Genomic DNA, 20,744 nt, shown 5'->3' on the forward strand with positions numbered 1-20,744 from the left:
GCTGGCAAGCTACTGAACATGAACTTTATGTTTTAAATCGGTCGATCTAAAATACTTGTGTTTTATATCAATCGATCTAAAATAGTCAAGCACGAGAGCAATACATGCCATGTGCAGGAACACGTCAATGGCCGTTATATGAGCAGACCACGCGAGTTCGATGAAACTGAAGTCCTGGAAGCCGCTATCGACTGCTTTTGGGAACGCGGCTACGAAGCGACCTCGATCAGGGCGCTGGCCAAGAAAATGGGGCTGACCGGCGCCAGCCTGTATAACGCTTTCGGCGACAAACGAACCCTATACCGCAGGGCGCTCAATCATTACATCGAGACCAGCTTTGCAGACCGCGTGCGCCGGCTGGAAGGCAAGCTGCCGCCACTCCAGGCCATCAGCGCTTTTTTTGCGGAAATCATTCAGCGTTCTCTGGACGACAAGCAGCGAAGAGGATGCATGCTTGTGAACTCCGCATTGGAAGTCGCTCCCCACGATCCGGAATTCCGCAAGATCATCACCGAGGTTCTCGAGCATATCGAGGCGTTCTTTCGCCGATGCGTCCAAGCCGGCCAGCGAGACGGAACGATAACCGCAACCCAAACCGCCACAGACCTAGGACGCATGCTGTTGGGCGTTCATATCGGACTGCGCGTCATTGCCAGGACAAGGCCACAACGGGCATTGCTCGAAGGTATGGTTCGCCCCACCCTGGCTCTTCTCGACTCCCGGGTAGGTGGAACAACATAATTGCCCGTGCAGAGGCAAGGTCAGCCATCATTCCTGCCGCACACCCTCCGTTTCAGCCGCCATTTTGGCCCAGCGCGCGACGTCAGCGCGAATGAATGCCGCAAATTCATCCGGTGAATTGCCGACGACCTGGGCTCCCTGCTCGATGATGAGCTTGCGCATTGCAGGCTCTGCTATCAAGTCCATTGCCGTTTGATAAATTCGGTCGACAACCGGACGCGGCGTACCGGCAGGCGCCAGCAAGGCATACATGGTCGCCATGTCGAGTCCCTGCAGGCCGGCTTCGGCGAATGTGGGCACATCGGGAAAATCCGCGAAACGCTCATTGCTTGCGACGGCGATTGCCCGTATGCGCCCGCTCTTCAAGAAGGGCAGCGCGGACGAAAAGGTTGAGAAGCTTATGTCGACCCGGCCTGCTGCAACGTCCAATAATGCGGGTGCCGCGCCGCCATAAGGGATGTGGGTGATCTGCACGCCGGCCAGCTTGCCGAACAATGCGCCGGCAAAATGCGGTGGGCCGCCGTTGCCGCTGGATGCATAGTTCAGCTTTCCGGGATTTTCTTTGGCAAGACTGATCACCTCCGCGACTGTTTTGGCCGGCAAATCGGCTTTGGCGAAAAGCACCATGGGCATGAAGGCGATATTGGTGATGGGAGTGAAGTCTTTGACGGGATCGTAATTTACATTCTTGGTGATGGCAGGATTCAAGGAAAAATAGCTGGTGGTGAACAGCAGCGTGTAGCCATCGGCTTTGGCCCGCGCCACTTCGGCAGTACCGATCGCGCTTCCTGCCCCGCCTTTGTTTTCTACGACGAAGGTTTGACCTAGCTTCTCGCTTAGCCCTTTTGCAACGGCACGCGCCACCACGTCCGTGCTGCCGCCGGCGTTGAATGGCACGATGACGCGCACCGGTTTGGCCGGGTAAGATTCCGCAGCCCACGCCTGTGGTGCCAGTCCAAAGACTGACAAGCTTAGTGCGACGCTTAACATGCGCCTAAATGATTTAAGTCCCTTAAATGCCTTTTCAGTCATGACGTTCTCCGTAGGTTGTTGGCAATGCGATGGCGCCATGCGCAGGCGGGTGCAAGCGTTGTCAGGGGATAAGCCTCGCACGCCGGAGCCGATGCAGAATGCCGATAATGGATTGATGCGTGTTTGCGTGGCAGTCGAAACCGGCCTGTTGGATTTTTCTTGTATCGATAATGTCGATGCGCGCGGGGGAAAAAATGCCGTCGGCATAGGCCCATTCCTTTGCGCTCGGCCAGGCAGTCCCGACCAGGCCGTACTTGTTTACGATTCCGGACCACGCGCCTTGGTGGCGCGGCATTTCTTCGCTTAACCGCAGGCTTGCCGGCTTACCCACTTCAAGAGAGAAAAAATTACAGATATCAGGCCATATCGCTTGCCAACTCAGCACATCGCCGTTATTGATATTGAAAGCCTGGTTGGCTGCCGAAGCCGATGTGGCGGCCCATACTGCCGCTTTGGCCAATATGTCGGAATTCGTCGCGGTGGTGGGCAGCACGTAACGGTCCTGCGTTCCTGGAAAATCCAGCGCTTGGCCGCGCTGCGCGCATATCGCGGCATAAAGGGCCATCAGGAACAGAATGTTATGTAAAGGCCGGGGCGAAAATCCCAGAACAGTATGGGGTCGCAGCGCCGACCAGGTCAGTTCTGTGGTTGCCGCAAAGCGTTCCAGCAAGGCTTGCTGCTCGTGATAATAGTACGGCGTGGCACTTTGATCGGTCTCCACGGCGGGCACAAGATAACGCCCCAGATGGCTGCCATACCACTTGCTTCCTTGCATCAGCATGACGCGTTCTATTAGGTTGTCTCCGTGAAGCAGCTCGGACAACAGATTCTCGAGCGCTTGAACATTGCATTCTATTTCGCTATCCAGAGTGGCTGCGTTCAGCCTGGCGCTGAAGAAGAGGTGCGTAATGGGTAGGCCGTCTGCCAGAGCGGCATGCAGGCTGTCGGGCTCAAGCAGATCGGCGTATAGCGCTTTACGAAGAGAGGGCTCCTTGCTGCCGCCGTCTTCCGCCAAGGAATGCGCCGGCCGTCGATGCAGTGTTGCAATAGACCACCCTGCGGCATTGTTCAAGGCGCGATATATGGCGGAGCCGGCTGTTCCTGTGCTGCCAACGACCAGGGCGCACCGGCTGAATTGCGGATGATTGATCGTTGCCACACTGTCTCCCGCCCTGGAAAGGCTTGTCTCCATCATTTTTTTCCATTCGCACTTGGTTAATGGAAGTTGAAGACATTCTGCCGATCAGGCGCTTTTGAATCAATCGCGGAAGCCGAAAACGCTTTTCGATAAATACGAATATAAATCCCGGACTTTTCGGCGGTATCCGGAACCTTCACGTAATCGCGTAGACAAAACTGGCGTGCTCGCACTCTACCAACATGTCCGGGGCTTGCGTCTGGAGGTGGCTCATAGCCTCGGCAAGATCATGAATAGGCGCTGCGGCAGCCAATGCCCCCATGGCGCCAGCTAAGGCCGCGAACGGTCAGCCGGATATAAGACAAAAGTCACTCACCGCGCTACCTAAGACCTGAACGCTTCCCAATATCCATTGTCGACCACCATCAGATCACGTTCCCGTACGCGGCCACGCAGCGCGCCATCATTCTATACCTCCAGCTCGATCGTCGCCTCGGGTGGCTTGACCATCCCGTCCCGGGGCATCGGCGGGCATTGGATCGTCAAACTGCCTTCTCGAGACTTCAGGCGTGTGCCTGAGAACGAGTTCTCAATGATGACGCTGGCCAAGATGGTGGGCATCGACGTTCCCGCTATCGATCTGGTCGATGTCTCGTCCATCAAGAACCTGCCCGAAGGTATCGACCACTTGGGCAGCAAAGCATTCATCATCGAACGCTTTGATCGAATGGATGATCGCCATAGCGTTCACATCGAGGATTTTGCCCAAGTGTTCAGTGTGTACCCGCAGTCGAAGTATGAAAAAGCCAGCTACCGTAGCCTGGCCCGGGTCATCGCTGCCGAGTCCGGTAACGCTGACATTGCCGAGTTTATCCGCAGGGCGACGTTCAATGTCCTCATCGGCAACGGCGACATGCACCTGAAGAACTGGTCGCTCATCTATCGCGACCGACAGCATGCCGAGCTGTCGCCCGCGTACGACTTCGTCTCCACTATTGCCTATATTCCGGGAGACAGATCCGCCCTGACATTCAGCCGCAGCAAAGAATTCTCCGACTACACCATGGACGAACTGGAGCACTTGGCCGCCAAAGCTGCCCTGCCACGCAAGCTGGTGTTGGATACCGCGGAGGAAACCGTTGCGCTTTTCATGCAACGCTGGGCCAGCGAGAAAGGCCACCTGCCTATGGATAAAGACGTCCTTACCGCAATCGACAAGCACCTTGACACACTGCCGATCGTGACCACGTAGGTAGCCATGACTCAACACTCTCCGGTCCCGCTCCGGGCTCTGCAGAAAGCCTTCAATCGGGTCAGCTCTGGCCACCACCATGCGCACAAAATCTTCGTAGCTGCCGGGCGTATGCGTGGGCGAAATAACAAAGCCGTCACATCCTCCTTCGACAAACCATTTCTCCATTTCATCGGCCACGGTTGTCGGCGAACCTACGAATACGTTGAACTCTTTCAGTCGGGCACGCTTTGAATAGTCGATAAAATCACGAACCGCGCTCCGCTGCCGAAGGCAGCTTCGCGATGACTTTGATCTCGAAGTCGAACCCTGCAAGCCAGTTGACGCCAATCGCCGTCCAATTCGGATACGGCGCTTCCGGGAAGATTTCGTTTTTAACGGTCATGATCGTGCCAAACTGATTTTCGGGGTCGGTATGAAAGGTCGTCACGTCGACAATGTCGTCAAGCCCGCATCCACCCGCTTGCAGGGTAGCCTCGAGATTGGCGAATGCCAAACGGACCTGAGCTTCGAAGTCCGGTTCGGGCGAGCCATCGCTGCGACTGCCGACCTGGCCTGATACAAACAGGAGATCACCTGATCTGATCGCTGCGGAATAGGTATGCAGCATGTAGAGGTCATGCCGACCAGCGGGAAAAATGGCGTCACGTGTTGTCATTGAAGTATCTCCATCATCTATCGGTCGACATCGACCGGTGTTAGTCATGAAGCAACTTTAACGATCTGCACTTCGACGATAAACTGGCAATCACACTCAACATTGTTTGCAAAACCCAAACAATAAAACAGACTGGAGTACAGATGGACCGTTTCGATGCAATGCAGGCATTCGCCCGTGTGGTGGAAACCGGCAGCTTTACCAAGGCAGCCGATACGCTCCACATGAGCAGGACCAGCGTGACACAGCTGGTGCAGCAACTGGAGGCGCGCTTGCGTGTCAGATTACTTAATCGCACCACACGCAAGGTGAATGTCACCGCCGACGGCGCCGCCTATTATGAAAGAGTGCTGCGGTTGCTGGCGGACATGGACGATGCCGAAACCAGTCTGTCTAGTGCCTCGGCAGTTGCACGGGGCACACTGCGGGTGGACGTGCCCAGCCCGTTTGCCAGCATGATTCTTGTGCCAGCCCTGCCTGCGTTCCATGCAAAATATCCCAATATCCAACTACACCTGGGTGTCAGCGACCGGGTAGTGGATTTGATAGATGAAAATGTGGACTGCGTGATACGTGGCGGCGACCTCAACGACCTGTCGCTGGCGGCGCGGCATGTGGGCAGCCTGCAGATGGGCGTGTACGCTGCACCTGCTTACCTAGCACAGGCGGGCCTACCCACCCGTCCGCAAGAACTGGAAGATGCCCATCACCGCATCGTTGGTTTTCTATGGTCGCGCACCCGAAGTGTTCTTGCGCGCACCATGCATCGCGACGGGTACAGCGTAACCGTACAGGGCCGCTACGCCTTGGCGGTCGACGACGGCAATGCTTATCTTGCGGCTGGCCTGGCCGGAATGGGCGTGCTTTGGATGCCAAGCTATATGGCCAAAGCACACGTCGAACGTGGTGATCTGATCCACCTGTTCCAGGACTGGGTGCTGGAACCCATGCCTATCTACCTTGCTTTTCCCCCGAACCGGCATGTCAGCACGAAACTGCGTGTGTTCATGGATTGGATCGCCGAGCTGATGGCGCTGCACGTGCCTGTTACGACCCTCAAGAGATGACTGAACCGCTGCGCTGGGCCGACCGTGGGCGGGCAAGGCCGAGGGTGACTTACCAACGAACGCTAAAGCCGGTGTGCTTGCAGCATTCTTGCTGGCTGTCCTCCACGGCATGGCGGTGCAGGCCAAAGCGGGCTTTAGCATAGGCAGCCTTTTATGCAGAATTTCTGACAATCCAGAATCACTTCGAATGCCAGCAGCTGTGTAACCTGGCTGGCGTTGAAATTATCATCCGACACCAGCACCAGGCTGCCATGCCCATTGGCAAGTCTGGGCCCTCACGCCATGCCTTCGATATTGTTCAGCTTGGGCCGATCAAGCGTCGTCAGGTCGAGCACCAGACGCTTGGCCACCGGTTGAAAATCGGCATGTGCCAGCGACACTACATGGCTTACATCCATGGCGTCGGATGTATCTATTTCGTAGACACGAATAAAGTTGCGGTACTGCCCCGCCTCGTTTTGCGCTGCCGAGCGTTCCACGACCAGGAACCGTTCATGATCGACCGCCAGTATTTCGGTGACGCCATTATCCGCAAACCCTCCCCTGGCAGGCGCCACGGGGATGGCATCGATGGGTATCGAGAATTTCCACATAATCGCCCAGGCGAAACGGGCGCGCAGTGAAGATCAAAAAGGCGCAGAAGATGTTCGAAAGTACGCTCCGGGCGCCGATCACAATAATCAATACCTGGACGAGCAGAACAAGCGACCCCAGCCATGCGTGGGTCCAGGCAGGGAAGTAATGCGTTAAAGTGGCAAACAAGAAAAGGTTCCAGGTATTGACGATGCCAGCGAACTCAAGCAATTCATGTTTTTGTTGATCATTAAGCTTTCCATGGATTCAGGGTGGTCACACCAGATGATTGAAAATCACTACATAAGAGATCAAAATTTGAACTCGGTGTCGTCCCGTAAACAGCTAAATTCCGGCGCGAGCTCGGTTCCAAGCGCCCAGTACACATCAAACACTTTGTTGCACGCAATAAAACTGCCATCGCATTCATAAGATACTAGACATGGGCATCCTGAGTAGCCTTTTCACGCTGACTGGATACTACCTCATGGACGACGACAAGCTTGCTGATTTTGCTAGAGCCCCGGCGACGAACTGGGCGATCTTGATCGCCCCGGCGTGATATGTGATGACAGATGGCGCCGTGATTCGGTTCCAGTTGAAACGAAAGCCTGCGGCAAAGACAGACCTCCAACTTTGTGGCTAGTTCGCCAAGAATAACAAAATGAGAGCGAAGACCAGTTAGCTGGAAAGTCGGGATAACTACCAATCGACCTTTCTTCAGCTGAAATACTATCTCTTTACGTTACTAACGAATTGCGTTAGCATTCAGCATGATCAAGTCCTTTGCTTGCCGAGACACTGAAGCCATGTTCCAAGGCACTCGAATTGCCCGTTACGTCAATATTGAAACGGTAGCGATGCGCAAGTTGGCCATGCTGGAGCGGGCCGCCCGGATCGAAGATCTACGGATCCCGCCGGATAATCGGCTTGAGCAGCTGAAAGGCAACAGAAAAGGACAATACAGCATACGCATCAATGATCAATGGCGCATTTGCTTTGTCTGGACCGGCCATGACGCCGAGCGCGTCGAAATCGTGGACTACCACTAAAGGAGACGACTATGCGCACCGTACCCTACCCCACCCCTGGCGAAATCCTGATGGAAGAGTTCCTGAAGCCAATGAACATCAGCCAATACCGGCTGGCTAAAGAGATCGGCGTGCCACAAAGGCGCATCGGCGAGATTGTGGCGGGTAAACGTGCCGTGACTGTCGACACCGGGCTGCGTTTATCGCGTTACTTCGGTACCTCTGACGAATTCTGGACCGGCCTACAGTTAAGCTACGATCAAGCGTACGCCAAAGATGCCTTGGCCGATGTGCTTGCCAAAATTCAGCCTCTGGAACACGAGCACGTATAGCTGATCTCGGGACATTGATGCATTGGCCTGATGGCACGAGTAAAACTAAGAAAATTCCCGCAGCAGATGATGCAGGCGATCGCAAGCATTCGGAAGCTGCCGTTCAATCGCTGTCGCCACACCCAGAAGCAGTCCCGATCGCTGTGTGGACGGAGAACAATACATTCCTGATAGCGCTGCGGGTGCAAGCCCGTAGGCATAGGCTTCCCGAGCTATCGTGGTGTCGTCGGCGCCATCAGGCAGCCTGACGACCGCGGCAAGCCCAGCCGGATAGGCCTCGAACCCCCTGGCTTCCAGAGCGGCCAGTAGTGCATTGCTTCGGGTAGCATAGATGCGCTTCATGCGACGCAAATGCCGCATATAGTGCCCTTCCCGCATAAATTCGGCGGTTGCCATTTGCACGGCGGGCCCAGGCGCGGAGGCGAAACAGGCAACGACTTCCTCGAATCGGGATACCAGGTTGGCCGGTACGACGGCAAATCCGAGCCGCAGCGACGGACTGATCGTCTTGCTGAAAGACCCGATATGAATCACCCGGCCCGCCCGATCCAGCGATGCCAATGCGGGAGCCGCGCGGCGTCTCAACTGGAGTTCGCCCAGGTAGTCGTCTTCGATGATCCAGGCATCCGCTCGTCGTGCCCATTCCAGGAGTTGAACGCGCCGAGCGAGCGATAATGTTGGGCCTAAAGGCGCCTGCTGCCCCGCGGTTACCAAAGCCAGCGCCGCGTCGGGTGCGTATGCTTCGCCGTAGCTGACATCCATGCCTTCTTCGTCCACCGGAACGGGTACCGTCGTGAGCTGCGAAATCTCCAATGCCCTGCGGCTGAGCAGAAAACCCGGGTTTTCCACCCAGGCCTTTCGGCCCTCGGCCTGTAGCACCCGCAACACAATGCCGAGCGCCCCTGAGAAACCCGCGGAAATGAAAATCTGCGAAGGCTGGCATTCAACGCCGCGCGACAAGGCCAAGTGCGCCGCGATCTCGCGTCGAAGTTCATATTCGCCTCGCGGGTCGGGATAGGTCGCCGGCGCGTCGACTTCTTCGCGTGCCGCACGCGATCGCAGCCGTGCGAACAACGACACTGGAAAACAATCCGATGCCGGAACACCCATTTGAAATACCGCAGGGCCGGGCAGGAAATGCTGGTATAAGGCGGAACGCAGATCCGTATCGATGGACGTCGTATTTCCAGTAATGGGACGCAGGACGGCAGTGTGGCCAGCGACCCTGGTTCCGCCGGCACGCGATGAGACGACCATCTGCGCATCGCTTAGCCGCTCATACGCCGTCTTGACCGTGCCGCGAGCCACGCCCAACTGCACGGCCAAGTCCACCCATGATGGCAGCCGGGCGCCAGGTACCAGTACCCCGCCCTCGATTGCACCGACGATACCCCGCCGAATCTGCTCGGCCAACGAAATTCCGGCCGCACGGTCAAGCTTCAGATCCAGGTGGTTCATGGCGCGTAGTACATTAAAAATTGGTGTTTTTGGTTCTTTTTTATGAACTGATAATCGATCATGATTCTACCCTTTAAGGAGCAGATCATGAAACTTCATCGCGTTCTTCTTCCTCTCGTAGCGGCTGCGGGCATGGCCTTTACCGGGGCTGCCGCGGCCGATGGTGTCGGCGTTACGGCCAAGCCGAATTTAGAAAAGGCGATACCCAACATTCCGGGCAAATCTCTCATTGCCGTGGAAGTGCTTTACCCACCTGGAGAAGCCTCGCATCCTCATGCCCATGCCAAGTCGGCCTTCATCTATGCATACGTCGTTTCGGGCAGCATTGTCAGTAAAGTGAACGACGATCCGGAGCAGGTGTACAAGGCGGGGGAGAGCTTTTACGAGGAGCCTGGCTCCCGCCATCCGGTTAGCCGCAATGCCAGCAAGACCGAGCCGGCAAAGCTGCTTGCCGTATTTGTCGTCGATTCCGACGACAAAAAACTGACCATCAATGATAAGTAGGAGGTCGAGATGAGACTGGATTACACCAAAGCATCGCCCGGCGGTGTGAAGGCACTTGGCGGCGTCTACGGTTATGTCGTGCAATCGGGGCTGGAGGATGTACTCGTCATGCTGGTCTATCTGCGCGTGAGCCAGATCAATGGCTGCGCCTATTGTCTGGACATGCATACACATGATCTGATCAAGAAAGGCGTGACACCTGCAAAGCTTGCGCTGGTGCAGGTCTGGCAAGAGGCGGGACCACTGTTCAGCGACCGCGAGAAGGCTGCGCTGGCGTGGGCTGAGTCCGTTACCCGCGTCGCGGAAACCCAAGTGCCTGACGATGAATTCAACGCCGCGGCGGCGGTGTTCAACGAGAAAGAATTGGCTGACCTTACGGTGGCCATCGGCCTGATGAATGCCTTCAACCGGCTCGCCATCAGCTTTCGCCGTACACCCGAATCCGTATTGGCTGCCACCATCGTTGACTGACATTGCCGGTGCACGGCAGCGCTTGCCGGTGGCCACGGACTGTGCAACCGCCAGGATTTCGTGCTATGGAAACTTGCCCTCCAATCCGGCAACCTTCTCTAATTTTCAACCTTCACCAAGGGCTTTGCCGCGAAGCGCCGAACGTTCCTGGAACGAAGTTTACCCCATCTGCAATCGCGCCGAAGTGCCGCGATAATGGGCCAAACGCCACGCGGGTTCCACCTGGCGTACCAGCTGGCCGACCCAACTGACAAACGCGCGGACGGCTGGCGAAAGATGGCGGTTCTGAGGGTACATGATGGATAACGGCACCTCGGGCGCCCCATATGATCCAAGAATGCTCACCAAGCGTCCATCTTGAAGATATGACCGGGCTATAAAATTCGCTATCCGGATCAAGCCTAGACCTTCCAAGCCACAGGTGACATACGCGTCGGTATCGTTGACCGCAAGATTTCCGGACACGCGAACGGTACGCTCTTGGCCATCGACAAGAAAGCGCCAATCAACCGAGCGTCCGGTCCGCCCGGACAGGAACTGAACCAAGCGGTGAGCTTTCAGGTCTTCCAGGGATTTCGGCTCGCCGTGATTTTTCAGATATTCGGGCGAAGCACAAGTCACCCATTCAAAGCTGCCGATCCGGCGGGCCACCAACACCGCCGATGATTCGGGTATGCCGGCCCGCAGCACACAATCGATTCCCTCCTGGACCAGATCGACCGGACGATCTCCCAGGGTCAGAATGAGATCGATATCGGGATACTGGCCCTGAAAGTCTTTGATAGACGGCAGAATAACCCGTCGAGCCAAGGAAGGCGACATGTCCACACGCAGTTTTCCGCGTGGCGGCACAGTGCTGCCAGACAACGAGGACTCGACCACATCGACCTCGCTGAGGATTCGCCGGCAGTGATCATAATAAAGAATGCCGTCGGGCGTCAGGCTAAGTGTGCGCGTGGTTCGTTGCAACAGCCGAGCACCAAGATGCGCTTCCAGATCCTTTATCACCCTGCTTACGGTCGAGGGCGGCATGGAAAGACCATTTGCCGCATTGGCGAAACCATTCATTTCAACAACGCGCACAAATATACGCATGGCCCGAAGTTTGTCCACGTTCGAATCTCCAGATAAAGAGCCCGGTCCGGGAGGTCGGGCCTGCTATGAATGCGTGAATGGAAAGCCGTCCAGATCGCCATATTATTCCATTTTTTGCAATATTAAAACCAATACGTACGACTTTATCGGAGCCCCAATCCATCGATACACTTGTCTCAAGGCAGCTCCGGATCTGCTCTGGAAAGATGAAGTCAGCAGAAGCGTGACGATTATGCAGAAATATGGAATAGATTAATTCCATCGTCGGGCTGGAGAGTTATCCGGGAGCGTGGAAGCGTCCTTGCAAGAAAGCAAGTTAAAGCCATTCGACCGACGCAAACATTCGAAGCAAAGGAAATACAACCATGAATCAACACCACACCGACGTGGATATTGAACACATGCTCGTACTTGGCGCGGGTCAGCTAGGCATGGCCGTACTGCGGGAGCTGGCGCCCCGTCGAAAGAAAGCAGAAACACCGCTGACAGTTCTAATCTCGCCCAAATCCATGGAATCGCGCAACGCATTGGACAAACAGTCAACTGCCGAGCTGCTCGGCCTGGGCGTTGAGCTTCTGCCCTTCGACCTATCCGCGTGCGCAGAAGAGAAGCTGACCGAAGTATTCAAGCGATTTCGGACCGTCATTAATTGCACGGGTTTTGTTGCAGGTCCGGGCACTCAAATGAAAGTGACACGTGCCGCGCTCGCTGCAGAGGTACGCCGATATTTTCCATGGCAGTTTGGTGTGGACTACGACATCGTCGGAAAAGGCAGCGGGCAACCCGTCTTTGATGAACAGTACGACGTTAGAACGCTGCTGCGGTCACAGGACCAGACCGAGTGGGTCATTGTTTCCACCGGCATGTTCACGAGCTTTCTGTTTGAACCGGCCTTCGGTGTCGTCGACTTCAACACCAGGACAGTCCATGGCCTGGGCACCTGGGAAACCAAGGTTACGGTTACCACACCCGAGGACATCGGACGGCTCACTACGGAAATCGTGCTGGAACAGCCCCGTATTGCAAATCAGATTATCTACATTGCCAGCGATACCCTTTCGTACGGAACACTTGCAGATATCGTGGAAGAGGTGACGGACGCCCGGTTCAACCGCGAACTCCTTACAAATGAACGTCTGAAGGATGCGCTGGCCCGACATCCGGACGATGTCATGGCCCGGTATCGGACAGCTTTCGCACTGGGCGATGGGATGTGGTGGGACAAAGCACTCACTTACAACGAAAGCCGTTCTATTCCGACGACCGATGTCAGGTCATGGTTGCAACGCCATTTGAAGGCGGTGGCCTCAAGCCAGCCGGGGCAGCACTAAGCGGCAGCCCAGCGTAACTGCGGATCTGGCTTATGCTTCCTGTACTTACGCTAGACCAAGGGTTTCGAGTTGAACGAAATGCGGTAATTTATCGCTTATTGCCCAATGAAGGAGTATAGCCATGCAAGTACGTCTCGATTTCCCGAAAGCGGCGCCCGACGCTTACAGGGCGGTCGCCGAGCTCGATAGATATGTAAGGGAAGAGTCCGGGCTGGACCATCAGCTACTTCACCTGATAAAACTGCGAGCCTCTCAGATCAATGGCTGCGCCTACTGCGTGGACATGCACGTCAAGGAAGCGCGTCGAGACGGCCTCAGTGAGCAGTGGATCAACCTGGTCAGCGTTTGGCAAGAGTCGCCGGTCTTCACCCCCCGCGAACGGGCAGTTCTCGCCTGGACCGAGGCGCTGACCAATCTTGCTCAAACTCGTGCACCGGACGCTGACTTCGAGCCGCTGCGCGACTTCTTCTCTGAGGCTGAAATGACGAAGCTGACCGTGGCAATCGGCACGATTAACGTATGGAACCGCCTCGCCGTAGGATTCCGCTCTCAACACCCTGTCGATACGACAAGAAAGGCTGCTTGAGTTCGATGCCGTTTCGACCGGGCCTATATCCAAGCCCGGACCCTCGCCTTGTACGACGTAAAATCAGCACCGAAATTTTCTTGAAGAAATCGCTCTTCGGGCCGGATCTGATACCGATGAATGTAAAGTGCAAAGGCGAAAGCAAACAGCAGCGACAAGGCGTTGCCCAGGAATACCGCCCAAGCGATCAGCATCAGCAGTATTCCCAGGTACATCGGGTTTCGCGTAAAACTATAGACACCGGATGTGACCAATGTTGATGCAGCTCCCGGGTTTCTTGGATTGGGTGTGGTTTGCGCCTGCTTGAAGGCCATGATGCCTGCCATGCTGATGCCGAGCCCGATCAGGCTGATGATAACCGCCGCTAAAACGCTGCTGAGTGACGGCAGAAAAAACCCCGGTAGAAGGACGGAAATCAGCCACATGATCAGAGCGGTCACGAGCATAATAATGGGTGGCGGAACGGCTAGCTCAAGAGAATTCATACCTGTCTCCAACTGGAATAATATCGGGTAAAACAAGCATGCATTTAGCGAGAGTGCTTACAAGAGCCACGGCAATAATTAGCCGCTCGCAGGAACCGCTACGCGGTCGCCTGGCTACACCACCTGCTTGGCCTTAGGCCACGCTGTCCACGACCGATGCGCCTGGCGCATCTTCGCTTACTGAAAAAATGCCCTGGTTACGTGCTGCCTCGGCTTCATAGAGGTGGCTCGTACCGATAACCTGCCCATTTGTCGCCTTCAGATTAAACATGTATTTTCCAGACGAGGCCTGCTTGCGCTCGAAGTGTGCGTCGTTCGTTGCATTCTTCTTTACGGACTCAACGCCACTCAGACATGATGCTTTGGTCTGATAGCCCTCGCTGGTAAGAATTGATTCCCCGTTGCTGGCATTCAACCTGAATCGGAACTCGCCACCTTTGTCTTTATATATTTCGAATTTTCCGGTCATGAACATGCTCCTTTGGAACAGATGAGTTGACCCCCTTATGCGGCAAGGGTCGAATAAGAGTATCAGGTTCTGGTGACGAACAGTGTTATACCTTCGGATAGCCCTGCCCCCACAGCAACGGCACAGCGAACACAAAACCGTACGATTATTTCTCCAAATGAAATTAAGAAGTGTCGAATCAATGGATTCCGCATACACCGTGACCTAATTTAGACTTCATGAACGGTGCCAAAATTGGTACGCCATCATCGGAGCTACGTCATGAAACTCTTTCACCACCCGCTTTCCGGCCACTCGCATCGCGTTCGCCTGTTCCTGTCGCTGCTCGGGCTGTCCCATGAACTCATCGAAGTCGACCTGAGATCCGGCGCGCACAAGAAGCCCGACTTCCTGGCGCTTAATCCGTTCGGCCAGGTCCCCGTCCTGGACGACGGCGGCGTCGTTATCGCCGACTCCAACGCGATCCTTATCTACCTTGCCAAAAAGGCGGGCCGCAACGACTGGCTACCCGACGATCCTCAGGGCGCGGCGGCTGTGCAGCGCTGGCTCTCCGTCGCGGCTGGCGAGTTGGCGTACGGCGTCGCTTCAGCCCGCCTGGTCACGGTATTCGGCGCGAAGTACAACCCCGAGGAGGTCATCGCACGGGCGCACGCTCTTCTCGACAAACTGGAACACCACCTGGCCGGACGCGACTGGCTGGTCGGAGCACATCCGACCATCGCGGATGTCGCCATCTACAGCTACGTGGCGCGGGCTCCCGAAGGGAACGTCGCACTCGGGGGATATCCGGCGGTCAACTCCTTTTTGCGTAGAATCGAGGCACTGCCAAATTTCGTGCCGTTCGCCCAGACTCCTTCCGGGCTCGCGGCGTGACAGCGTTGCTCGCCGCGTCGGCAACGTGCGAGCGTCTGGATCGAGCCAACAAGGACACTGAAATGGCCAACAGACTGTCGAAGTTGCCAACGTGGCACGCGGGCGAAACCTTTATCCAGGAGAAATCTGGCGTGCTCGATCGCATGCGCCTTGTCGGCCAGCGGGTCGTGCGCGACCACATGCCCGACCAGCATCGCGACTTCTACGCGCAGTTGCCCTTTATTGTGCTGGGAAGCGTGGATCCTGACAACGACGCGTGGGCCACGATACTGTGCGGCAAGCCCGGCTTCATGGCTTCGCCGACACCAACGATCCTGGATATCGCCGCGCGTGCCGACAAAAGCGATCCCGCAGGTGCCGGCCTGCAGGCTGGACTTTCCATCGGGCTTCTCGGCATCGAAATGCACACGCGCCGCCGCAATCGCATGAACGGCATCGTTGCAAGCACCGAGGACGGCCTGCGGGTCGAAGTGGACCAAAGCTTCGGCAACTGTCCCCGGTACATCCAGCTGCGCGATTTCGATTTTGCGCGCGACCCCGATGAGCCGTTCACCGCTCGGTCGGAGGATCTCGTCCAGCTCGACCGACCCGCTCGTGCGCTGATCGAGACGGCCGACGCGTTTTTTGTTGCCTCGTATGCCGACCGGAAAAGTCGCCGCCAGGCGGACGTCTCGCACCGCGGTGGCAAGGCCGGTTTTGTGCAGGTCGGCGACGACGATGTGCTTACCATTCCAGACTTCAACGGCAACGGCTTCTTCGCGACGCTCGGCAACCTCATCCTCAATGGCAAGGCGGGGCTCATCTTCGTCGATTACGAACGTGGCGACGTATTGCAGATGACGGGCGATGCAGAAGTCATTATGGACTCCCCAGCGATCGCCGCAGTCAAAGGTGCCGAGCGACTCTGGACCTTCCGTGCACGCCGGATCGTGCGTCGTCGTGCCGCGCTTGCGCTGCGGTGGAACCTTCCCAGGAGAACCTGAATGCCCAATCCCCCTCTACCCCCGTTCAATACGCAGACCGCCATCGAGAAAGTCCGTCTCGCGGAAGATGGCTGGAATAGCCGCGATCCGGCGAAAGTTTCATTGGCCTACACCGAAGACACGCGCTGGCGCAATCGCGCCGAGTTCGTGAAAGGTCGCGCGGAAGTCGTGGGTTTTCTCACTCGCAAGTGGAACCGTGAGCTCGAATACCGCCTTATCAAGGAACTCTGGGCATTCAACGGAACCCGCATCGCGGTGCGCTTTGCCTACGAATATCGAGATGACAGCGGACAGTGGTATCGTGCCTACGGCAACGAAAACTGGGAGTTCGCCGAGGATGGGCGAATGCGCGAGCGGCACGCCAGCATCAACGAACACCCGATCAGTGAAACAGACCGGCAGTTCCGGTGGCCCCTCGGGCGCCGCCCCGATGATCATCCCGGTCTGAGCCATTTCGGCTTTTGATCAGAACGCGGGAGGCACAAAGTTGGATCGCTGGCAGGCAATGCGGATTTTCGTAAAGGTGGCAGAAACAGAGAGCTTCGCGGCGTCGGCGCGTCAGTTGCACATGAGTGCGCCGGCCGTGACGCGGGCAATTGCTGCGCTCGAAGACGTGATCTGCGCACGCCTGTTCGTGCGCACGACGCGCTCGGTGAGGCTCACCGAGCCCGGAAGGCGCTACCTGCACGATTGCAAACGTATCCTGGCGGACATCGTTGAAGCCGAGACCGCCGCAGCCGGTTCCTATGCCGTCCCGACCGGAACGCTCGCCATCACGGCCCCCATGCTGTTCGGACAGATGTACGTCCTGCCCATTCTGCACGAGTTTCTGAAGCGCTATCCGACAGTCAACGGCAGGATGCTATCCATGGACCGGCCGGTAAACCTGATCGACGAAGGAATTGACGTGGCCATCCGGATCGGACACCTGCAGGACTCCAGCTTTTCAGCGATTCAGGTCGGCACGGTACGGCGGGTCGTATGCGGTTCCCCGGCCTACTTCCAAGAGTACGGTATTCCGGAATCGCCCGCCGACCTCAAGAACCATCGCATTGCGGCATCCACAGGTGCATGGGCGTCGCCAGAATGGCGATTCGCGGGCGATCAAAGAGTGACGCTCCCGAACTGGCTGCAGTCCAATACCAACGAGGCGGCCATTGCAACCGCCGTAGCCGGTTTGGCTGTGACCAGAGTACTTCATTACCAGATCGATCCGGCATTGCGAGATGGCAAACTGCAGATCGTGCTCGCGGCGCATGAAGAGCCGCCGCTGCCCATCCACGTCCTTTATACAGAGGGGCGGCAGGCATCGGCGAAAGTCAGGGCGTTTGTGGATTTGGCGGTTTCGAGGTTGCGGGGGGAGTAGTACTTATTCGATCTTGATGCCCGCCTCATCAACTACCTTCTGGATGGCGATGGTGTCCTCGCGGATTTGCTTGGCGAAGTCGGATGGTGAGCCGCCGCCAGCGACGGCGCCTTTATCGCCCAGTACCTTTTTCACTGCCGGCATCTGCAGTATTTCGTTGATATTCTTGTTTAGAAGCTGCGTGACGTCATCAGGCATGCCTTTGGGTCCGAGGATGCCGAACCATTGGCCCATGGTGACTCCAGGGTAGCCCACCTCGGTCATCGTGGGTACATCCGGAAGCAGCGGCAGGCGTTCCGGGCTGACAGCGGCAATACCCACCAACTTTCCTGCCTTGATGTTAGGCACCATCAGCGGCGGAGAATCTACGTTGAAGTCCACTTCGCCCGATATCAGGTCAGTGAGCGCCTGGGCGCTGCCCTTATAGGGAATATGCGTCATCTGGACGCCGGTCGCCTTGGAGAACTGCGCTGCCGCCAGGTGCTGGGAACTGCCCACCCCCGACGATGCATAGTTCAGGGGCCTTTTCTTGGCGAGCGCCATGAGCTCTTGCATGTTCTTCACATTGAGCTTGTTGGAGGCAGTGAGTATCAGGGGTGTACTCGCCACCATGGCAATCGGCGTAAAGCTGGTGTTGACGTCGTAAGGCAGGCTCTTATACAAGGCGGGGGCGGTGGCATTGGAATTGGAGTGCCCCATCAGCAAGGTGTAGCCGTCAGCCTGCGAGCGGGCAACTTGGTCGGCGGCGATCGTCCCAGCGGCACCGGGCTTGTTTTCAACGACAAAGCTTTGACCCAGACGCTGCTCCAGCTCTTTGCTGACCAGTCGCGCCACCACATCGGTAAAGCCTCCGGGGCTGAAGCCCACGATCATGGTTACGGGTTTTTCCGGATAGGCTGCATGGGCAGTCGTATAGGCGATAGTACTTAGGGTCAGGGCCAGAATCTTGGTAACGCGTTTGCTGAGCATGTCTTCTCCTTTGGCTTATTGTTTGCAAGGCTGGCAGTATGCTTTGCCATTGCTTCGTATTTGCTGCTGGGTGATCTGTCTATAACACTAATCTGTCTACAACACTAGTTATCGCTACTTTTTTACTGCGCTCCTTGAAATGATGCTTCGATGTTGCTTAGTGGGCATCGCGGGCCAGTGCGCGCTCGCGCGTCAGCTCGAGATCTGGCGGGACGGGAAAGCGCTTGTCCCAGCGGCCGGCCTTCATGACCTGGCCAGGTACATCGTGTCCAACCATCTCGGCCATCTGCTTTGCACAAAATACCAGACGATCCAGGTCGACGCCCGTCTGCAGCCCCATGCTGTCCAGCATATGCACAAGGTCTTCGCTGCAGATATTGCCTGTTGCGCCGGGAGCATACGGACACCCGCCCAGGCCGGCCAATGAGCTGTCATAGCGATCGATGCCGGTAGCCAAGCCCGCGATCACATTGGCCAGCCCCATCCCGCGCGTGTTATGAAAATGTAGCGTTAGCTCCAGGGGCCAGCGCTGCGCCAGGCCGGTGCACAGTGCTTCGACCTGGGCTGGATTTGCCATTCCGGTGGTGTCGCATAGCGTGATGCCTTGTACGCCAAGCGCGGCGAACCGGTCACCGAGGCGGAGGACGTCTTCGGAGGGCACAATGCCTTCCATCGGGCATCCGAACGCCGTCGAGATCGAGATGTTGATGTCGATTTTCCCCTGCAGCTCGGCGGTGATTTCCGACAGCACGCGCAGCGACTGTTCGCGTGTCATGCGCAGGTTCGCCAGGTTGTGGGTTTCGCTGGCCGACATTACCAGGTTGATCTCGTCCACGCCGCATTGCATGGCGCGCTGAGCCCCCCGCATATTGGGGACCAGGCAAACGTATTTCACGCCGGGCGCGCGTTCTATGCCCATCATGACCTCTTCCGCGTCGCGCAACGCCGGAATAGCCTTGGGCGAGGTAAACGATGTGGCCTCGATCTTCGAGACTCCTGTGCGCGACAAGGCGTTGATCAGGGCGATCTTCTGTTCGGTGGGCACGAAGTTGGGTTCGATCTGCAGACCGTCCCGCATGGCGACGTCGTGTATGTGGATACGGCGTGGTCGCTGCTGAACCATCAGATCACCTCCAGGGCTTTGAGTTGTTCAATATCGGCTGACTCCAGGCCATGCTTGCGCAGCACTTCTACGGTGTGCTGGCCGAGCTGTGGTCCGCCGCCTTCGAATGCTCCTGGCGTCGCGCTAAGCTTGGGCACCACGCCCGGCACTTTGAGCCTGGAGCCATCGTCCAGCGTGATCTCGCGTATCATCTCGCGGGCGCGGTATTGTTCGTCTTCAACGATATCCTTGACGGTGAATATCTTGCCGGCCGGCACGCCCGCCTTGGCCAGCTCTTCAAGCGCTTCGTCCATGCTGCGCTGGCTGCTCCAGGCAGCGATCGCCTCGTCTATGCGCGCCATGTTGGCCACGCGCCCGGGGTTGCGGGCCAGTGCAGGGTCGCGGCCCAATGCCTCGTTTCCAATCAATGACATCAAGCGTGGGAAGATACTGTCGCCGTTTCCGGCGATCAGAAAATACCTTCCATCCTTGTCCGGGTAGGCGTTGGTGGGGGCGACGCCTTGCAGCGCGCTGCCAGCGGGTTCGCGTATGGTCCCCAGGCGGTCGAATTCGGGTATTGCACCTTCCATCATGTTGAATACCGATTCGTATAGGGCCACGTCAATGACCTGGCCCTTGCCAGAGTTCGCCAGCCGGTGGTAGAGCGCCATCATGATGCCTATTACCCCATGCAAGGCGGAAAGTGAGTCGCCGATGCTGATGCCTGGACGCACCGGCGCCTCGCCTGGCACCCCTGTGATATGGCGGAATCCACCCATGGCTTCGGCAACCACGCCGTAGCCGGTCAGGTCGCGCAGGGGGCCGCTTTGGCCGTAGCCGGAGATGCGCAGCATGATCAGACCTGGATTTTCTTTGCTGAGCGATTCATAGTCCATTCCCCATTTCTCGAGCGTGCCTGGCCGGAAGTTTTCGATCACTACATCTGCTTCAAGTATGAGCTTGCGCGCCAGCGCCTGCCCTTCCTTCTTGCGCAGGTCTATCGCCACGGACTTCTTGTTTCTGGCTTGCACATGCCACCACATGGAGGTTTCACCCTCTTGCGTCCGCCAGGACCGCAGGGGATCGCCCTGGCCGGGAGGTTCTATCTTGATGACGTCGGCACCAAAATCGCCCAGGGTTTTTCCGGCAAAGGGGCCTGCGATCAGGCTGCCCATTTCGATAACACGTATGCCGTCCAGGGGTCGTTGATTCATAGGTTGATGATCCA

At 57.0% G+C, this 20,744-nt stretch carries 24 protein-coding genes and 1 pseudogene; 13 read left to right on the plus strand and 12 right to left on the minus strand.

Going from position 1 to position 20,744, the window contains the following annotated elements:
* Positions 1–138 precede the first annotated feature (138 nt).
* Positions 139–741: a TetR/AcrR family transcriptional regulator gene (locus CR155_RS13070; protein WP_102070483.1), complete on the plus strand. Its 603-nt coding sequence runs from the start codon at positions 139–141 to the stop codon at positions 739–741.
* 27 nt (positions 742–768) lie between these two features.
* On the opposite strand, the gene CR155_RS13075 is transcribed toward CR155_RS13070, so the two are convergent.
* Positions 769–1,773 (minus strand): Bug family tripartite tricarboxylate transporter substrate binding protein, encoded by a 1,005-nt coding sequence (locus CR155_RS13075; RefSeq protein WP_158238271.1) that lies wholly within the window; start codon positions 1,771–1,773, stop codon positions 769–771.
* Between the two features lie 61 nt (positions 1,774–1,834).
* A complete protein-coding gene (locus CR155_RS20685) occupies positions 1,835–2,968 on the minus strand; it encodes an NAD-dependent epimerase/dehydratase family protein (protein WP_143705203.1) in 1,134 nt (377 codons plus the stop codon).
* A 355-nt stretch (positions 2,969–3,323) separates the two neighbouring features.
* Here CR155_RS20685 and CR155_RS13080 point away from each other — a divergent pair, with 355 nt between their 5' ends.
* On the plus strand, positions 3,324–4,163 hold the full coding sequence (locus CR155_RS13080) for a type II toxin-antitoxin system HipA family toxin (RefSeq protein ID WP_199171756.1): 840 nt from the start codon (positions 3,324–3,326) through the stop codon (positions 4,161–4,163).
* A 247-nt stretch (positions 4,164–4,410) separates the two neighbouring features.
* Here the strand turns inward: CR155_RS13080 and CR155_RS13090 are convergent, their stop codons facing one another.
* A complete protein-coding gene (locus CR155_RS13090) occupies positions 4,411–4,821 on the minus strand; it encodes a RidA family protein (protein WP_102070486.1) in 411 nt (136 codons plus the stop codon).
* 143 nt (positions 4,822–4,964) lie between these two features.
* On the opposite strand from CR155_RS13090, the gene CR155_RS13095 reads away from it, so the two are divergent.
* Complete coding sequence (locus tag CR155_RS13095) at positions 4,965–5,888, plus strand: LysR family transcriptional regulator (protein WP_102070487.1); 924 nt, start codon at positions 4,965–4,967, stop codon at positions 5,886–5,888.
* Positions 5,889–6,163: 275 nt separating this feature from the next.
* Here the strand turns inward: CR155_RS13095 and CR155_RS13100 are convergent, their stop codons facing one another.
* Complete coding sequence (locus tag CR155_RS13100; RefSeq protein WP_102070488.1) at positions 6,164–6,481, minus strand: esterase-like activity of phytase family protein; 318 nt, start codon at positions 6,479–6,481, stop codon at positions 6,164–6,166.
* Positions 6,462–6,554: pseudogene (locus tag CR155_RS21090) on the minus strand (mechanosensitive ion channel domain-containing protein); the annotation flags it as partial. The gene CR155_RS13100 and the pseudogene CR155_RS21090, both read right to left, overlap by 20 nt.
* A gap of 680 nt (positions 6,555–7,234) precedes the next feature.
* Between CR155_RS21090 and CR155_RS13110 the strand changes: the two are divergent.
* Together CR155_RS13110 and CR155_RS13115 are read left to right on the plus strand one after the other, a co-directional pair.
* Entirely contained in the window at positions 7,235–7,513 is a 279-nt protein-coding gene (locus CR155_RS13110; RefSeq protein ID WP_102070489.1) for a type II toxin-antitoxin system RelE/ParE family toxin, read from the plus strand.
* Positions 7,514–7,524: 11 nt separating this feature from the next.
* Positions 7,525–7,824, plus strand: a complete 300-nt coding sequence (locus CR155_RS13115) for a HigA family addiction module antitoxin (protein WP_102070490.1) — start codon at positions 7,525–7,527, stop codon at positions 7,822–7,824.
* 45 nt (positions 7,825–7,869) lie between these two features.
* Here CR155_RS13115 and pdxR read toward each other — a convergent pair whose 3' ends face one another.
* On the minus strand, positions 7,870–9,282 hold the full coding sequence (gene pdxR, locus CR155_RS13120; protein ID WP_102070491.1) for a MocR-like pyridoxine biosynthesis transcription factor PdxR: 1,413 nt from the start codon (positions 9,280–9,282) through the stop codon (positions 7,870–7,872).
* A gap of 87 nt (positions 9,283–9,369) precedes the next feature.
* Here pdxR and CR155_RS13125 point away from each other — a divergent pair, with 87 nt between their 5' ends.
* Complete coding sequence (locus CR155_RS13125; protein WP_102070492.1) at positions 9,370–9,786, plus strand: cupin domain-containing protein; 417 nt, start codon at positions 9,370–9,372, stop codon at positions 9,784–9,786.
* 9 nt (positions 9,787–9,795) lie between these two features.
* Complete coding sequence (locus CR155_RS13130) at positions 9,796–10,257, plus strand: carboxymuconolactone decarboxylase family protein (RefSeq protein WP_102070493.1); 462 nt, start codon at positions 9,796–9,798, stop codon at positions 10,255–10,257.
* Positions 10,258–10,416: 159 nt separating this feature from the next.
* On the opposite strand, the gene CR155_RS13135 is transcribed toward CR155_RS13130, so the two are convergent.
* The gene (locus CR155_RS13135; RefSeq protein WP_102070494.1) at positions 10,417–11,370 is read right to left on the minus strand and encodes a LysR family transcriptional regulator; all 954 of its coding nucleotides are present in this window, start codon (positions 11,368–11,370) and stop codon (positions 10,417–10,419) included.
* A 347-nt stretch (positions 11,371–11,717) separates the two neighbouring features.
* Between CR155_RS13135 and CR155_RS13140 the strand changes: the two genes are divergently transcribed.
* On the plus strand, positions 11,718–12,683 hold the full coding sequence (locus tag CR155_RS13140) for an aromatic alcohol reductase (RefSeq protein ID WP_102070495.1): 966 nt from the start codon (positions 11,718–11,720) through the stop codon (positions 12,681–12,683).
* A 121-nt stretch (positions 12,684–12,804) separates the two neighbouring features.
* Positions 12,805–13,269, plus strand: a complete 465-nt coding sequence (locus tag CR155_RS13145) for a carboxymuconolactone decarboxylase family protein (protein ID WP_102070496.1) — start codon at positions 12,805–12,807, stop codon at positions 13,267–13,269.
* A 23-nt stretch (positions 13,270–13,292) separates the two neighbouring features.
* Here the strand turns inward: CR155_RS13145 and CR155_RS13150 are convergent, their stop codons facing one another.
* On the minus strand, positions 13,293–13,754 hold the full coding sequence (locus CR155_RS13150; RefSeq protein WP_102070497.1) for a methyltransferase family protein: 462 nt from the start codon (positions 13,752–13,754) through the stop codon (positions 13,293–13,295).
* A 133-nt stretch (positions 13,755–13,887) separates the two neighbouring features.
* Positions 13,888–14,223 (minus strand): YegP family protein, encoded by a 336-nt coding sequence (locus CR155_RS13155; RefSeq protein WP_102070498.1) that lies wholly within the window; start codon positions 14,221–14,223, stop codon positions 13,888–13,890.
* 261 nt (positions 14,224–14,484) lie between these two features.
* Here CR155_RS13155 and CR155_RS13160 point away from each other — a divergent pair, with 261 nt between their 5' ends.
* The 4 genes from CR155_RS13160 (at position 14,485) to CR155_RS13175 (ending at position 17,445) form a co-directional block, all read left to right on the plus strand.
* A complete protein-coding gene (locus CR155_RS13160) occupies positions 14,485–15,096 on the plus strand; it encodes a glutathione S-transferase family protein (RefSeq protein ID WP_102070499.1) in 612 nt (203 codons plus the stop codon).
* A gap of 62 nt (positions 15,097–15,158) precedes the next feature.
* On the plus strand, positions 15,159–16,079 hold the full coding sequence (locus tag CR155_RS13165) for a pyridoxamine 5'-phosphate oxidase family protein (RefSeq protein WP_102070500.1): 921 nt from the start codon (positions 15,159–15,161) through the stop codon (positions 16,077–16,079).
* On the plus strand, positions 16,080–16,544 hold the full coding sequence (locus CR155_RS13170; RefSeq protein ID WP_102070501.1) for a nuclear transport factor 2 family protein: 465 nt from the start codon (positions 16,080–16,082) through the stop codon (positions 16,542–16,544).
* Positions 16,545–16,584: 40 nt separating this feature from the next.
* Positions 16,585–17,445: a LysR family transcriptional regulator gene (locus CR155_RS13175; RefSeq protein WP_369406183.1), complete on the plus strand. Its 861-nt coding sequence runs from the start codon at positions 16,585–16,587 to the stop codon at positions 17,443–17,445.
* Between the two features lie 3 nt (positions 17,446–17,448).
* On the opposite strand, the gene CR155_RS13180 is transcribed toward CR155_RS13175, so the two are convergent.
* From CR155_RS13180 to CR155_RS13190, 3 genes are all read right to left on the minus strand, one after another.
* Complete coding sequence (locus tag CR155_RS13180; protein WP_102070503.1) at positions 17,449–18,414, minus strand: Bug family tripartite tricarboxylate transporter substrate binding protein; 966 nt, start codon at positions 18,412–18,414, stop codon at positions 17,449–17,451.
* Between the two features lie 157 nt (positions 18,415–18,571).
* The gene (locus tag CR155_RS13185) at positions 18,572–19,537 is read right to left on the minus strand and encodes a hydroxymethylglutaryl-CoA lyase (protein ID WP_102070504.1); all 966 of its coding nucleotides are present in this window, start codon (positions 19,535–19,537) and stop codon (positions 18,572–18,574) included.
* Complete coding sequence (locus CR155_RS13190; protein WP_102070505.1) at positions 19,537–20,730, minus strand: CaiB/BaiF CoA transferase family protein; 1,194 nt, start codon at positions 20,728–20,730, stop codon at positions 19,537–19,539. The genes CR155_RS13185 and CR155_RS13190 overlap by 1 nt, the downstream gene beginning before the upstream one ends.
* Positions 20,731–20,744: the final 14 nt, after the last annotated feature.

Origin of the sequence: Pollutimonas nitritireducens, from assembly GCF_002849615.1 — a bacterium.
Taxonomy (GTDB): Bacteria; Pseudomonadota; Gammaproteobacteria; order Burkholderiales; family Burkholderiaceae_B; genus Pollutimonas; species Pollutimonas nitritireducens.

Coding starts and splice junctions, on each gene's coding strand:
- CR155_RS13070 (WP_102070483.1), top strand. CDS start 139: ATGAGCAGACCACGCGAGTTCGATGAAACTGAAGTCCTGGAAGCCGCT.
- CR155_RS13140 (WP_102070495.1), top strand. CDS start 11,718: ATGAATCAACACCACACCGACGTGGATATTGAACACATGCTCGTACTT.
- CR155_RS13185 (WP_102070504.1), bottom strand. CDS start 19,537: ATGGTTCAGCAGCGACCACGCCGTATCCACATACACGACGTCGCCATG.
- CR155_RS13090 (WP_102070486.1), bottom strand. CDS start 4,821: ATGACAACACGTGACGCCATTTTTCCCGCTGGTCGGCATGACCTCTAC.
- CR155_RS13110 (WP_102070489.1), top strand. CDS start 7,235: ATGATCAAGTCCTTTGCTTGCCGAGACACTGAAGCCATGTTCCAAGGC.
- CR155_RS13075 (WP_158238271.1), bottom strand. CDS start 1,773: ATGACTGAAAAGGCATTTAAGGGACTTAAATCATTTAGGCGCATGTTA.
- CR155_RS13165 (WP_102070500.1), top strand. CDS start 15,159: ATGGCCAACAGACTGTCGAAGTTGCCAACGTGGCACGCGGGCGAAACC.
- CR155_RS13160 (WP_102070499.1), top strand. CDS start 14,485: ATGAAACTCTTTCACCACCCGCTTTCCGGCCACTCGCATCGCGTTCGC.
- CR155_RS13100 (WP_102070488.1), bottom strand. CDS start 6,481: ATGTGGAAATTCTCGATACCCATCGATGCCATCCCCGTGGCGCCTGCC.
- CR155_RS13095 (WP_102070487.1), top strand. CDS start 4,965: ATGGACCGTTTCGATGCAATGCAGGCATTCGCCCGTGTGGTGGAAACC.
- pdxR (WP_102070491.1), bottom strand. CDS start 9,282: ATGAACCACCTGGATCTGAAGCTTGACCGTGCGGCCGGAATTTCGTTG.
- CR155_RS13115 (WP_102070490.1), top strand. CDS start 7,525: ATGCGCACCGTACCCTACCCCACCCCTGGCGAAATCCTGATGGAAGAG.
- CR155_RS13130 (WP_102070493.1), top strand. CDS start 9,796: ATGAGACTGGATTACACCAAAGCATCGCCCGGCGGTGTGAAGGCACTT.
- CR155_RS13155 (WP_102070498.1), bottom strand. CDS start 14,223: ATGACCGGAAAATTCGAAATATATAAAGACAAAGGTGGCGAGTTCCGA.
- CR155_RS13150 (WP_102070497.1), bottom strand. CDS start 13,754: ATGAATTCTCTTGAGCTAGCCGTTCCGCCACCCATTATTATGCTCGTG.
- CR155_RS13125 (WP_102070492.1), top strand. CDS start 9,370: ATGAAACTTCATCGCGTTCTTCTTCCTCTCGTAGCGGCTGCGGGCATG.
- CR155_RS20685 (WP_143705203.1), bottom strand. CDS start 2,968: ATGATGGAGACAAGCCTTTCCAGGGCGGGAGACAGTGTGGCAACGATC.
- CR155_RS13190 (WP_102070505.1), bottom strand. CDS start 20,730: ATGAATCAACGACCCCTGGACGGCATACGTGTTATCGAAATGGGCAGC.
- CR155_RS13170 (WP_102070501.1), top strand. CDS start 16,080: ATGCCCAATCCCCCTCTACCCCCGTTCAATACGCAGACCGCCATCGAG.
- CR155_RS13175 (WP_369406183.1), top strand. CDS start 16,585: ATGCGGATTTTCGTAAAGGTGGCAGAAACAGAGAGCTTCGCGGCGTCG.
- CR155_RS13180 (WP_102070503.1), bottom strand. CDS start 18,414: ATGCTCAGCAAACGCGTTACCAAGATTCTGGCCCTGACCCTAAGTACT.
- CR155_RS13145 (WP_102070496.1), top strand. CDS start 12,805: ATGCAAGTACGTCTCGATTTCCCGAAAGCGGCGCCCGACGCTTACAGG.